The sequence below is a fragment of the Mesorhizobium sp. B2-3-11 genome, from assembly GCF_006442215.1.
In the GTDB taxonomy this organism is placed as follows: Bacteria; Pseudomonadota; Alphaproteobacteria; order Rhizobiales; family Rhizobiaceae; genus Mesorhizobium; species Mesorhizobium salmacidum.
Window position 1 is genome coordinate 570048 of the sequence record NZ_VFVS01000001.1, and the last position, 12797, is coordinate 582844.

Genomic DNA, 12797 nt, shown 5'->3' on the forward strand with positions numbered 1-12797 from the left:
AAAGCGCGTCGCATGAATCTGCTTCAGCGCGACGCGCTTTAGCCGGTTGAATCACATTCTCCTAGTCCGGAAAAGGCCCGGGCGGCAAATGTCAGATAAAAATGATGTCGGCCGGCCTTCCCTGTGTTTCAAGCTGTTCACGATGAGTGAAAGGCAACTTGCGGTGGCCAGTCGCAACGGTCTAGTGTCGCGTCACTTTCCAAAACCGATCAGGGGAAACCAATGCAGTGGCTGGATAGCGTAGCGGGTCCCGGTTATGCGGCGGCACTCCTGTGGACCTTCGCGGCGCTGATCCTGCTGGTCATCGTTCTCATGATCGTCAGGCTCGTGCGCAACCTGACCTTCGGCACGTTTGTCGCGGGGGGCCGCAACCGCAAGACGCGGCTCGCTGTCATGGACGCCACCGCCGTCGACAGCCATCGCCGACTGGTGCTGGTGCGACGCGACGACATCGAACATCTGCTCCTGATCGGCGGCCCGACCGACGTTGTTGTCGAACGCGACATCCGCCTCGCCGCGCCGCGTCGTCCTGCGTTGACCGGAGATGGCGGCCTGCAGCCTGTCCCGGCGGCCGCGAAGCCGCGGCCGCCGCAGCCCGCTCCCGCGCCTCCCAGACAAGCACCCGCTCCACAGCCGGTGGCAGGACCCGCCCGCCAGCGCCCGGCAGCGCCGCCACCGGCCCCGGCTCCCACACCGAAACCAGCGGCGCAACCCTATCAGTCGACCAATGTCACGCCGCTGCCTGCCTATGGCTCCGCCAACGCCAATGCCGTCAGGCACGCGCCACCGCCGCCGCCGAGGCAGGACAGCATCGACGACACGCTGATGAAGGAACTCGAAGTTTCGCTAGACCAGCCCCAGTCCGGCGGGCCGGCCGACAAACCGGCAGCCAAGGCGCCGCCGTCGCTCGACGATGAAATGACCAGGCTTTTGGGCGAACTCTCGAGCCAGAAGAGATGATTTGCGCCCGGGCCGCCTGCCAGTGAGTTGAACCAGTCGACGTTCAAGCGCGCGCCGACGTCGAACAAAAATGGCCGGAGAACCGGCCATTTGGCAATCAATGCAGAGGCGATCTATCAGTCGTCGCGATAGACTTTTTCACGGCGCTCATGCCGCTCCTGCGCTTCGATCGACAAGGTAGCGATCGGGCGCGCGTCGAGCCGCTTCAACGCGATCGGCTCACCGGTCTCCTCGCAATAGCCATAAGTGCCTTCGTCGATGCGCTGCAGCGCCGAATCGATCTTTGAGATGAGCTTTCGCTGACGGTCACGGGCCCTGAGCTCGATGGCGCGGTCGGTTTCCGAAGAGGCGCGGTCGGCGAGGTCGGGATGGTTGGCGTTTTCCTGCTGCAGGATTTCGAGTGTTTCGCGCGCTTCGCGCAAGATGTCATTTTTCCAGGTGACGAGCTTCGAGCGGAAGTAGGATTTCTGCCGTTCGTTCATGAACGGCTCGTCTTCGGAGGGTACGTAATCGGCGGTAACGATGTCGTTCATTCGACTCACCCAACAGCCCCAAATTTGGCGCTTATATATTCGCCGCCAGACGCCTGCACAAGCGCAATCAACCGCCGACTCACGCAATTGTTAAAGTGTGTCTCCGGCCTTCGCCGGAGCGGGATAAATCTGTTTTGATGGCGAAAGTACGACGATGCTCGTCGATGGCCCTGCAAGTGATTTCCCGTGCCGAAGAACGCGCACCATTGTGCGCGAAGCTTTTCTCGTGGCTAATCGCGGCAGGACTTCGGCTTTTCGGGCGTCATTGGAGGTTGTGTGAGCAGGCTTTATCTGTTGCGACACGCCAAGGCCGGCTGGGCCTTGCCAGGCATGCGTGATTTCGATCGTCCACTCGACGCATCCGGCCGCGCCGATGCCGAAAAGATGGGGACCGCGATGCGATCCCGCTCCTATGTTCCGGACCTGACGCTGTGCTCCAACGCCAAACGCGCCAGGGAAACGCTCGAGGGACTGGCCGGCCAGACCGACACAGGCAAGGTGCTGTTTTTCGACACGCTCTACAGCGAAGACGCGGCCGGCTATCTCCGGCTCGTCCGGGATCATGGCGGACCCGGGTCATTGCTGGTCATAGGCCACAACCCGATGACTGAGGATCTCGCCATGGCGGTTTCGGGCGATGGTGGCGAGACGGAGCGGGCAATGCTCAATCATGGCTTTCCGACCTCGGGTCTCGCCGTCGTCCGTTTCCCCGGCAATCTGGCGAAAGCGGCCCAGGGAGCGGGTTATCTCGAAGCGTTCCTGACACCTGCCGATCTCTGATGCCGATTTCCAGCACCATTTCAAAGCCTGGTTCCAGCGCCTATATCGGACGGACGCAAGTCCGAGAGAGCACATTTTGGCATCATCGCTGACCACCTTCACCGACGAGGCAAGAATTGCCCTCGACACTTTGTCGGGACGTGCCACCGGACTTTTTTCTCCATCGCTGCGTCTGGGTGTCACGGGTCTCTCCCGCGCGGGCAAGACCGTCTTCATCTCGGCCTTCGTCTTCAATCTGATCCACGGCGGACGCCTGCCGCTCTTCGAGGCGCAAAAATCGGGGCGGATCGCGCGCGCCTTCCTCGAACAGCAGCCCGACGATGCCGTGCCGCGTTTTCAGTACGAGGACCACATCGCCGCTCTGGTCAACGATCGCGTCTGGCCGGACTCGACCCGCGCCATTTCGGAACTGCGGCTGACGATCGAATATGAATCGGCCTCCGGCTGGAACCGCATGTTTTCGTCAGGCAAACTGTCGGTCGACATTGTCGATTACCCCGGCGAATGGCTGCTCGACCTGCCGCTGCTCGGCAAATCCTTCGCCGATTTTTCGCGCGAAGCCCTCGAAATGGCCACGCTGCCAGTGCGCGAGGACCTTTCGCGGGCCTGGCGAGCGATCTCGGCGGAAATCGACCCGAATGCCGACGCCGACGAAATGACGGCACGCCGGCTAGCTGATAGCTTCGCCGCCTATCTCAAGGCATGCAAGCTCGACGAGCGGGCGCTTTCGACCCTGCCGCCCGGACGTTTCCTGATGCCCGGCGACCTCGAAGGCTCTCCCGCACTGACCTTCGCGCCGCTGGCAGGCCTCGGAGACAGGCGCGCGCGCAACGGCTCGCTGCACGCAATGATGGAACGGCGCTACGAGGCCTACAAGACGCATGTCGTCAAACCGTTCTTCCGCGAGCATATCACGCGTCTGGACCGCCAGATCGTGCTCATCGACGCCATGCAGGCGCTGAACGCCGGGCCTGGTGCCATGGCCGACCTGGAGCGCGCCGTCACCGAGATCCTGAGCTGTTTCCGTCCTGGCCGGGGCAGCTTCCTCACCGACCTTTTCTCCCGGCGTATCGACCGCATCCTGGTCGCTGCGACCAAGGCCGATCATCTGCACCACGAAAGTCATGAGCGGCTGCAGGCCATCGTGCGGCGCCTGGCTGACCGCGCCGTGGCGCGGGCGAATTTCACCGGCGCCGATGTCGACGTGGTCGCCATGGCGGCGGTGCGCGCAACCCGCGAGGGTACCGTAAAGCAGGGCCGCGAGACATTGCCTGTTATCATCGGCACGCCGATCGCCGGCGAGAAGATCAATGGCGAAACATTCGATGGAAAGACGGAAACAGCTATATTTCCTGGTGATTTACCGGAAAACATTGATGCTGTTTTCGACCTTTCGGGGTCGGACCACAGGCAGGACCCCACGGACCCGGCAATCCGCTTCGTCCGGTTCCGTCCGCCGAAACTCGAACGCACTGCCGAAGGTGTCACGCTGTCGCTGCCGCATATCAGGCTCGACCGCGCCTTGCAGTTCCTGATCGGAGACCATCTGGCATGACCGCGCCCCGCAAACCGGCGGCATTCCGTATCGAGCCGGAAGCCGCGCCGAAACAAGACGCGCCGCAAGCGCGCCAGGCCGAACCGCCGCGCAAACCGCGCCCGATGAAGGCCGATGTGGCGCTGGTCATCCCGGCGGAGGTCGACGTTTTCGACGAACCGGACATTGTTGCCGCCGAGCCACCGCCGGCGGTCGCCCCCAGAAGGCGCTCGGTTCTCGGCAGCATCTTTTTCGGCGCCTTCGGCGTGCTGGTTTCGCTGGCTGTCGGCCTGTGGACCGACCAGTTGATACACGATCTCTTTGCCCGCGCCGAATGGCTGGGCTGGCTGGCCGCCGGCATGGCGGCGATTGCGCTGCTGGCGCTTCTGGTGATCCTGATCCGCGAATTCCTGGCGATCGCCCGCCTCGCCGAGGTCGAAAAGCTGCAGAAGCGCGCGCTCAATGCCATCGCGCGTGACGATCCGAAGGCGGCACGCGCGGTGGTCGATGAACTGTCGGCCTTTGTCGCGGCCAAACCCGAGACCGCGGCTGGCCGGCGCGCGCTGGCCGAATTGCGCGGCGAGATCATCGACGGCGCCAATCTGGTGCGCCTGGCGGAAGCGGAAATCCTCGGTCCCCTCGATGTCAGGGCCAAGGTGATGATTCTCGAGGCCGCCAAGCGGGTCTCATTGGTGACGGCGGTGAGCCCGCGCGCGCTCGTCGATGTCGCCTATGTCGTCTTCGAGGCCGGGCGCCTCATCCGCCGGCTGTCGGAACTCTATGGCGGACGGCCCGGAACGCTGGGTTTCTTCCATCTGGCGCGCAGTGTGCTGGCGCATCTGGCGGTCACCGGCTCGATTGCCATCGGCGACAGCTTTGTCCAACAGATCGTCGGCCACGGCCTGGCGGCGCGCCTCTCGGCAAAGCTCGGCGAGGGCGTCGTCAACGGCATGATGACGGCGCGCATCGGCATCGCGGCGATGGAGACGGCGCGCCCCCTGCCCTTCAGCGCCGCCAAGCGCCCGGGACTGGGCGATTTTCTCGCCGCCCTGACATCGTTCGCGACCAAGAAAGACGCCGAAACAGCCGGCTCCGCCAAATAGCGTCCAGCTCTTTGGGACGGTGCTCGGATTGCGGTTTCGAAGGCTCCCGGTGACGAAGCATTAACCAATCTTCTTCATGGTCAAACCGGTTTCAAACAGTCTCGTTGTTGCCGGGTGTCGTCGATGAAAAGCGTAATTCTGTCCAGCATCCTGCCCCTGGCGGCGGCGATCGCAGCGGTCGCCGGTATTGCCTCCGGGGCCTGCGCCGGAGAGCCGGACAAGCAGTTTTTCCAGTCGGCCGAAGGCAAGTGGATCGGCCCCGGCGAGATCGTCGCCGGCAAGTACAAGGGCACGAAATTCAACTGCAGCTTCACCGGCGCCACCCCCGACGGCAAGATGGGCATGACGCTTGACGGCGGTTGCCGGGTCGGCATGTTCACCCAGCCGATGTCGGCCAAGATCGAGCGCAAGGGCCGCGACTACAAGGGTTCCTTCATGGGTGGCGCGGCCGGTGCCGGCCTCGATATCATCGGCGGCAATGTCGTCGACGCCCGCAAGGTCGTCTTCACCATCAACCGCAACCAACTGCGCGGCGTCATGCAGGCACGCATTCCCGACGACAATTCGATGACGGTGACGATCGCCGTGCGCGTTCAGGACCAGTTGGTGCCGGTCATCGGCATGAGTCTTAAGCGGGTCGATGCCGTCGAAGTCGGCTCCATCTCGCCGAACTGAGCGACGAAAATCGCTTCACACTTTCCTGGAATTGCTCGAATACACCCCAAAAAAAACCAAAGAGGCGGCAGCCCATCGCCACCGCCTCCTTTGAAACAGTCGGGCGTCAGCCCTTGATCGCGGCGGTCACCTCGTCATACGCCTTGCAGGCGTCGGCCAGGGTCGTAGAGCCCTGATATTTGGTCGTCACCGCCTGGACCTTGGCGGTCAGGTCAGCCGCCTTGGAGGGATCCTTGGTGATCGCCTCCTGCAGCGCGGCGGCCATGTCCTGCGCCTTCTTGGTCGCCATCTCGGTCGTGCATTCCGGCGCCTTCGAACAGGCGGAACCGGCAAGCACCGCCAGCCCGACGGCAACGAGCAAAAACTTCTTCATGTCAGTCATCTCCTCAAAAGGGTGGGACATGATCGCCGCGCACCCCCAATGGCCGAAGCCGAGCGTGCTTAGCCTTCGACTGCGGCAACAAGCAACGCGTTACCGACGTCAACTTGTGTAACGCGCCTGCAACATTGCCAACGACCGGATTCAGGCTACTGTGTCGCTGGCGGCAAAGTTCAGCTGCGCGGTTGTAGCAGTGCCAAGACGGCCGTCGATGCGGCAAGGATGGCAGTCGCAGTCAAAGGCGCTGTCGGGCCATAAGTATCCACAACATAACCGCCGACAACCGCGCCGATGGTGATGGCGACCTGAAAGGACGCGACCATCAGGCTGCCCGCTGCTTCCAGCGCGTCCGGCGCCGCGCGAGACAGATTGGTCGGCAGCACCACCGGCGCCATGCCGAAGGCGAAGCCCCATAGCGTGGCGAAGCCAAAGGCAACGCCGATGTGCACGCCCCAAAGCACCAATGCCAGCGCCGCGAACGCCATCAATGCGGCCGTAACCACGAGAGCCACGTGGATATTGGCGTCGGCCATGCGGCCACCGGCAATATTGCCGATCACAGCCGCGATGCCAAATCCGAGCAACGCCAGGGCAATTGGCCCGGTCGCAAGGAGCGTCACGTGTTCGAGAAACGGACGTACATAGACCGAGCCGGCAAAATGCCCCGTCATCAGCAAAAGGATAGCAAGCATACCGAGTTGAATGCCACGTCGCCGTGTCAGCCGAAGGACGTCTGCAAGACTATTGCTTGCCGTTGCAGGCAAGGTCGGCAGGCTGAGTAACTGCAGCAGCATGGCAAGCAAGGCCAACCCCGCCGTCATGGCCATGGCGCTGCGCCAACCCAGCCAGTCGCTGATCAACGCGCCCATCGACGGTGCGGCGATTGTTGCGAGCGAGACGCCGAGGGTGACGATAGCCATGCCCCGCCCCGTCGCATTGGCGCCAACCAGCCTCGCCACGACGGCTACCGAAAGGGCCCAGAAAGCGCTGAGAGCGATCCCCAGCCCGGCCCGGCCCAACAATAACAGCCAGAAATTGGGCGCCAGCGCCGCAAGAATGTTGGAACCGACCGCCAAGGCCATGAGGCCGACAAGCACCGTCTTGCGGTTCAATCGGCCGATGAGGACATTGCTCAACATGGCCGTCACGGCGCCGACGGAAGCGGTGGCGGTGACCACCTGCCCAGCCGTCCCCTCGCTGATGCCGAGATCGCGCGCCATCGGCGTCAATAGACCTGCCGGGAGGAATTCGGCGGACACCAACGCAAAGCTGGTGGCCGCCAACGAAAGGACCGCGAACCATGTGGTTGCGCTCCACGTGGTCGGCGCGGCGTCTATCGCCGCGTCTTCAAGCTGTAATGTTGTGTCAGTCACGGAAGGATCTCCAAAGTTTGGAGATCTTCATAAACAAGTCTTTTCGGATGATATGTATCTCAAAATCCGAAATTCATGTCTATTCGTCCGGGAATTGTGCGACGCACAACGCCCGGCGAGACATTAGTGATGCGCTTGAAGGCGCGAGCGAAGGATGCCTCGGAATCATAGCCCAAGCGGGTAGCAACCTCGGCCACCGACAAGCCGTTTTGCCCCAACAAATCGCGGGCAAGCTGCATGCGCAGACGGGCGAGATAGCGTGCCGCGCCTTCTCCCAATACGGCACTGAAGCGCTTCGCGAAAATCGAGCGAGATTGGCCTGCCAGGCCGGCGAGGCTTTCGAGCGTCCAGTTATGGCCGGGGTCTCTGTGCATGGCTGCCAGAGCGCGGCCAATATGGGGGTCGCGGATGGCCGCGAGCCATCCGGTGGTCGAAGCCCCCGTGCAATTGACCCAGCAGCGAATGAGCCGGGCTGTCAGCAAGTCCGCCATACGAGACAAGATGGTGGCGCTGCCCATCTGCGGTTGCGCGGCTTCCGCGGTCATAGCCGCCAGCAAAGGACCAACGATCGGGTCATTGCCGGCCACGTCGCAACCCCTGATGATGGGCGGCATCAACGTAATTAGCGGGTTTAGCGCACAGGCACTCAAGGCCATGGAGCCGCAGAAAAGGGTGCTTGTCGCGCCTGTGCCTTCCCGCACCACTTCGCAGACGTTGCCCCCCAACTTGGTCACCTGGCAACGCTCGAGCGAGTCGCCCACGACGTCCGGCGCACTCGCCAGCCGATGGGCGATACCTTGCGGCAGCAGCACCAGATCGCCATCGCGCAACTCCTGCCAGCCTTGCGCTTCGGTATAAATCCAGCATGGACCCTGACCAACAAAGTGAAAACGAAGCAGCGATTGTTGCGGAAATTCTATGCTCCAAGGATGTCGGAGCTCGCAGCGGCCATAATTGACTCCACTCAAGCGAAAGTCCTGTAGAACTTCGCTGAGCGCATCCATCGGGATGTGAGGCGGGGGACTCGGCCGGGACGAATAGTCAAGCATTGGGCTTATGTAGATACCAGTCGTCCGACAGGCAAGCGGAGACCGTTGTTCCACCAGGGGAATCGCTTCAACGGCACCTACCCGTCCTGGCAGGCTCCCCGCCCTTGCCTCCCCCTCCAACTGCATGCAAGGAGTGATGTCGGACACAGGGACAAGAGGCATGGCAGCGGACGCATCAGGCAGCGATCTCATTCAGGTGGTGGCGCTGCTGGCGGCGGGTGTGGTGGCCGTCCCGATCTTCAAGCGCATGGGTCTCGGTTCGATTCTCGGTTACCTGGCCGCCGGCGTGGTGATCGGCCCATTCGGCATCGGTGTCTTTTCTGAATCGGGAGCCATCCTCCACGTCGCCGAACTCGGCGTCGTCATGTTCCTGTTCATCATCGGCCTGGAAATGCAGCCGTCGCGGCTCTGGGGCCTGCGCCGCGAGATCTTTGGGCTTGGCGCGCTTCAAGTCGGGGTATGCGCCGTGCTGCTGACCGGTGTCGGCATGGCCGGAGGGTTTCCGATCGCGCAATCCTTCGTCGCCGGCGCCGGTTTCGTGCTGACCTCGACGGCCATTGTCATGCAGCTTCTTGAGGAACGCGGCGAAATCGCCTCGCCCAAGGGCCAACGCATCGTTTCCATCCTGCTGCTGGAGGATCTGGCGATCGTGCCTCTGCTCGCCCTGATCGCTTTCCTGGCGCCCGGCGGTGCCGATACCAGCCTGTCGGAGCGGCTGACCGAGGTCGGCATCGGCATCGCCGCGATCGTGGGACTGGTGGTGGCGGGACGCTACCTGCTCAACCCCTTCTTCCGCATCCTGGCGGATGCCCGTGCGCGCGAAGTGATGACGGCCGCGGCTCTTCTGGTCGTACTCGGGTCGGCGCTCGCCATGCAGCTCAGCGGCCTGTCGATGGCGATGGGCGCGTTCCTGGCCGGCGTGCTGCTCTCGGAATCGACCTTCCGCCATCAACTCGAAGCCGACATCGAGCCGTTCCGCGGCATCCTGCTCGGCCTGTTCTTCCTTGCGGTCGGCATGTCGCTCGATCTGCATGTGGTGGCCGCGAACTGGAAGCTGATCGCCACCTATGTCGTCGCCTACATGGTGATGAAGGCTTTCGGCATCTACATCGTCGCCCGCATTCTGAAATCAGGCCACCGCGAGGCGCTGGAACGCGCGATCTTCATGGCGCAAGGCGGTGAATTCGCTTTCGTGCTCTATTCCGCGGCCGCCGCCGTGGGTATCATCGATGGCCAGGCAAACGCGACGCTGACGGCGATCGTCATCATCTCCATGGTGCTGACGCCGCTGGCGATCGTTGCCTTGCGCTATTTCACGCCGCGCGACGAGCAGTCGCTGGATGGCGTCGAAGTCGCCGACGGCCTGACCGGCAGCGTGCTGGTCATCGGCTTCGGCCGCTTCGGCCAGATCGCGAGCCAACCCCTGCTCTTGCGCGGCATCGACGTCTCGATCATCGACAACGATGTCGAAATGATCCAGGCGGCCGCCGATTTCGGCTTCAAGGTCTATTATGGCGACGGCACGCGGCTGGACATCCTGCACGCGGCCGGGGCCGGCCGCGCGCGGGCCGTGCTCATCTGTGTCGACAAGCCCGACGCCGCCATCCGGATCGCCGAACTCGTCAAGGCGGAGTTTCCCTTGCTTACGGTGCTGGCACGTGCGTTCGACCGCGGCACGGCACTGCAACTCATTCGCGCCGGCGTCGACTATCAGCTGCGCGAAACCTTCGAATCGGCGCTCGTCTTTGGTGGCTCGACCCTCGAGGCGCTGGGCGTCGATCCCGAAGACGTCGCCGAAACGATCGAGGACGTCAGGCGCCGCGACACGGCCCGGTTCGAGACCCAGCTCGCCGAAGGCATCCGCTCGGGACAGCGTTTCCTGAAAGGCAATATCGGCACGCCGATCCCGGCCCCGCTTTCCACGCCCCGCCGTCCCGGTCAGGCGCTCAACGAGGAAACGGCCGGCGTCCTGCATAAATCCGAACCGGCGAATTGAATTGGGGAATCAGGCAATGGAACTGGACAGCAGAGCCCTGTCGGTCACCAAATTCTGGCGCGACGCCGGCGAGGATGCGTGGTTCGAGAAGAACAACGCTTTCGATGCCGATTTCCGCGACGGCTTCCTCAACCTCCATTACGCCGCCGCGCGCCGTGAATACGACGACTGGTCAGGATATGCCGAAGGCTCGCTGGCGCTGATGATCCTGCTCGATCAGTTTCCGCGCAATTGCTTTCGCGGCACCGGCCATATGTATGCCACCGACCCGTTGGCGAAGCATTTTGCGCAAAAGGCGGTCGCTGCCGGCCATGATATCGTGCTGGAACCGGAGGTCCGAGTGTTCCTCTATTTGCCGTTCGAACATTCGGAAAAACCTTGCCGACCAGGAACTGTCCGTCGAACTTCACACCGCCAGGGCCGAGTTCAATCTGAAATACGCGCTGGAACATCGTGACATCATCCAGCGCTTCGGCCGTTTCCCGCACCGCAACAGAATGCTCGGCCGCGAGACGACTGCTGAGGAAAAAGCGTTCCTGGATGACGGTGGTTTCTCCGGCTGATACCGCCGGTCTAGAGCGGTTCAGTGATTGTTGGAATCGCCGAACCGCTCTAACTCTTTGTTTTCACGCAATTCCGGATGGAAAACCGCTACGCACTTTTCCTGGAATTGCTCTAGCGCAGCCACCAGTCGCGGCCGGACGGCAGCCGCTCGATGCCGGCCGCATTGACCGCGCCCAGGCGATCGACAACGCGTTTGCCGTCTACGGTAAGGTCCGGCGCGATCTCGGCCAGCGGCGCCAGCACGAAGGCGCGCTCCAGCATGCGCGGATGCGGCACTTCGAGGCCCGTTTCATGGATGATGCGATCGCCGAACACCAGGATGTCGATGTCGATGAGGCGCGGCCCCCACCTCTCCTCGCGCACACGTTTGAGCTTTCGCTCGGCATCGAGGCAGAGGTCGAGCAATGCCCGCGGCGACAGCCGTGTCGACAATTCGGCGGCCGCGTTGAGGAAGTCCGGCTGGTCGAGCTTGCCCCAGGGCGGCGTCCGGTAGAGCGAAGAAACGGCGGCCACGTCAGTGTCGGTATCGGCGTCGAGCAGGCGCAACGCGGCCCCCATCGACTTGGCCGGATCACCGAGATTGCCGCCGAGGCTCAGATAGACGGTGTTACTCGGGCCAGACAACGGTCACCTCGACGTAATCGAGCACGCCAGGCACCGGAGCATTCGGCTTGCGAACGGTAACCTCGGCTTTGCGGATCTGGGGAAAGCGCCCGGTGAGAGCCTTTGCGACTTCCAGGGCCAAGGCCTCGATCAGGAAACGCCTGTGTCCAGTGATGATTTCCTCAATGACGGTGAAGGCGACGCCGTAATTGACGGTTTCCCCGATGGCGTCATCGACGAGCGCGCGTCCGGGCTCGACGGTGAGCGAGGCATCGACATAGAAGCGCTGACCGAGCGCTTCTTCCTCGTCCAGCACGCCGTGCCGGGCAAAGAAGGCGCAATTCTTCATGCGGATGACATACATGGCTCAGCGTTCCGATCCGGTTTCCCGCGCCAGCATAGCATCCGCCACGGCCAGCGCGTCCACGTTGATTGCGACATCATGGACGCGAAACAGATGCGCGCCCTTGAGCCGGAGAATGACGCTGGTCGCCGCCGTCCCGGCTGCCCGGTCGGCTGCATCGCGACCGGTGACGGTGCCGATGAAGCGCTTTCGCGACGTACCGGCCATCAGTGGGAAGCCGAGTGCATCAAGCTCGGAAAACCGTGCCATCAGGTCGAGGTTTTCCTCAGCCGTCTCCTTGGCGAAACCAAAGCCGGGGTCGAGCACGATCTGGTCGTCGGCGACACCTTGCCCGCGCCCGATCTCCAGCGATTTCCCCAGGAACGCCAGCTGGTCCGCGATCACGTCGGGAAGCTTCTCGCGATCCCGGCCGGTATGCATGATGACGAGCCCGGCGCCGGTTTCGGCCGCCACTCGCGCAATGCCGGGCTCGCGCTGCAGACCCCAGACATCATTGACGATGTGCGCGCCGGCGGCCACGGCGAGCCGCGCTGTCTCCGCACGATAGGTGTCCACCGAGATCAGCACGTCGCCCGCACGCGCCAGCGCCTCGATCACCGGCAGGATACGGGCCTGCTCCTCGGTGGCCGAAATCGCGGCGGCGCCCGGCCGGGTGGATTCTCCGCCGACATCGATGATTGCGGCGCCTTCCCCGATCATGCGGCGCGCCTGGACCAGCGCGGTTTCGGGAGCATCAAACAGGCCGCCATCGGAGAAGCTGTCGGGCGTGACATTGAGGATGCCGACCACCACGGCCTTGCCGCCAAGCCCGAGATGGCGCCCATGCGCCAGCTGCCATCGCCCCGCCGTCATTGCGCATCAACCATGGGCTCATCAACCAAGAG

General features: G+C 63.2%; 13 protein-coding genes and 1 pseudogene. 7 read left to right on the forward strand and 7 right to left on the reverse strand.

The window, feature by feature from the left end; translation table 11 throughout:
* Positions 1-222: 222 nt before the first annotated feature.
* On the forward strand, positions 223-960 hold the full coding sequence (locus tag FJ960_RS03035; protein ID WP_140711754.1) for a flagellar biosynthetic protein FliO: 738 nt from the start codon (positions 223-225) through the stop codon (positions 958-960).
* Between the two features lie 116 nt (positions 961-1076).
* Here FJ960_RS03035 and dksA read toward each other — a convergent pair whose 3' ends face one another.
* Positions 1077-1493 carry an RNA polymerase-binding protein DksA gene (gene dksA, locus FJ960_RS03040; protein WP_027144926.1) on the reverse strand — a complete coding sequence of 139 codons (417 nt, stop codon included), beginning with the start codon at positions 1491-1493 and terminating at the stop codon, positions 1077-1079.
* Between the two features lie 276 nt (positions 1494-1769).
* Here dksA and FJ960_RS03045 point away from each other — a divergent pair, with 276 nt between their 5' ends.
* From FJ960_RS03045 to FJ960_RS03060, 4 genes are all read left to right on the forward strand, one after another.
* On the forward strand, positions 1770-2273 hold the full coding sequence (locus FJ960_RS03045; RefSeq protein ID WP_027144925.1) for a histidine phosphatase family protein: 504 nt from the start codon (positions 1770-1772) through the stop codon (positions 2271-2273).
* Between the two features lie 76 nt (positions 2274-2349).
* On the forward strand, positions 2350-3828 hold the full coding sequence (locus FJ960_RS03050) for a YcjX family protein (RefSeq protein WP_140711756.1): 1479 nt from the start codon (positions 2350-2352) through the stop codon (positions 3826-3828).
* Positions 3825-4910: a TIGR01620 family protein gene (locus tag FJ960_RS03055; RefSeq protein WP_140503689.1), complete on the forward strand. Its 1086-nt coding sequence runs from the start codon at positions 3825-3827 to the stop codon at positions 4908-4910. The genes FJ960_RS03050 and FJ960_RS03055 overlap by 4 nt, the downstream gene beginning before the upstream one ends.
* A 123-nt stretch (positions 4911-5033) precedes the next feature.
* Positions 5034-5585: a hypothetical protein gene (locus FJ960_RS03060; RefSeq protein ID WP_140711758.1), complete on the forward strand. Its 552-nt coding sequence runs from the start codon at positions 5034-5036 to the stop codon at positions 5583-5585.
* A gap of 106 nt (positions 5586-5691) precedes the next feature.
* On the opposite strand, the gene FJ960_RS03065 is transcribed toward FJ960_RS03060, so the two are convergent.
* The 3 genes from FJ960_RS03065 to FJ960_RS03075 all read right to left on the reverse strand — a co-directional run bounded on the left by FJ960_RS03065 (position 5692) and on the right by FJ960_RS03075 (position 8386).
* The gene (locus FJ960_RS03065) at positions 5692-5958 is read right to left on the reverse strand and encodes a hypothetical protein (protein ID WP_140503685.1); all 267 of its coding nucleotides are present in this window, start codon (positions 5956-5958) and stop codon (positions 5692-5694) included.
* A 179-nt stretch (positions 5959-6137) separates the two neighbouring features.
* The gene (locus tag FJ960_RS03070) at positions 6138-7337 is read right to left on the reverse strand and encodes an MFS transporter (RefSeq protein WP_140711760.1); all 1200 of its coding nucleotides are present in this window, start codon (positions 7335-7337) and stop codon (positions 6138-6140) included.
* A gap of 59 nt (positions 7338-7396) precedes the next feature.
* Positions 7397-8386: an AraC family transcriptional regulator gene (locus FJ960_RS03075; RefSeq protein WP_140711762.1), complete on the reverse strand. Its 990-nt coding sequence runs from the start codon at positions 8384-8386 to the stop codon at positions 7397-7399.
* 160 nt (positions 8387-8546) lie between these two features.
* Between FJ960_RS03075 and FJ960_RS03080 the strand changes: the two genes are divergently transcribed.
* Both FJ960_RS03080 and FJ960_RS03085 read left to right on the forward strand, forming a co-directional pair.
* A complete protein-coding gene (locus tag FJ960_RS03080) occupies positions 8547-10382 on the forward strand; it encodes a monovalent cation:proton antiporter-2 (CPA2) family protein (RefSeq protein ID WP_140711764.1) in 1836 nt (611 codons plus the stop codon).
* A gap of 16 nt (positions 10383-10398) precedes the next feature.
* Positions 10399-10945 (forward strand): annotated as a pseudogene (locus tag FJ960_RS03085) (DUF924 family protein).
* A gap of 112 nt (positions 10946-11057) precedes the next feature.
* Here FJ960_RS03085 and folK read toward each other — a convergent pair.
* Genes folK through folP form a run of 3 tightly spaced genes read right to left on the reverse strand, consistent with a single transcriptional unit; the run spans position 11058 to position 12765 of the window.
* Positions 11058-11570, reverse strand: coding sequence for a 2-amino-4-hydroxy-6-hydroxymethyldihydropteridine diphosphokinase (gene folK / locus FJ960_RS03090; protein WP_140711766.1), 513 nt, complete (start codon positions 11568-11570; stop codon positions 11058-11060).
* Positions 11554-11913, reverse strand: a complete 360-nt coding sequence (gene folB / locus FJ960_RS03095; protein ID WP_023773903.1) for a dihydroneopterin aldolase — start codon at positions 11911-11913, stop codon at positions 11554-11556. The genes folK and folB overlap by 17 nt, the downstream gene beginning before the upstream one ends.
* A gap of 3 nt (positions 11914-11916) precedes the next feature.
* Positions 11917-12765, reverse strand: a complete 849-nt coding sequence (folP, locus tag FJ960_RS03100; RefSeq protein ID WP_140711767.1) for a dihydropteroate synthase — start codon at positions 12763-12765, stop codon at positions 11917-11919.
* Positions 12766-12797 lie beyond the last annotated feature (32 nt).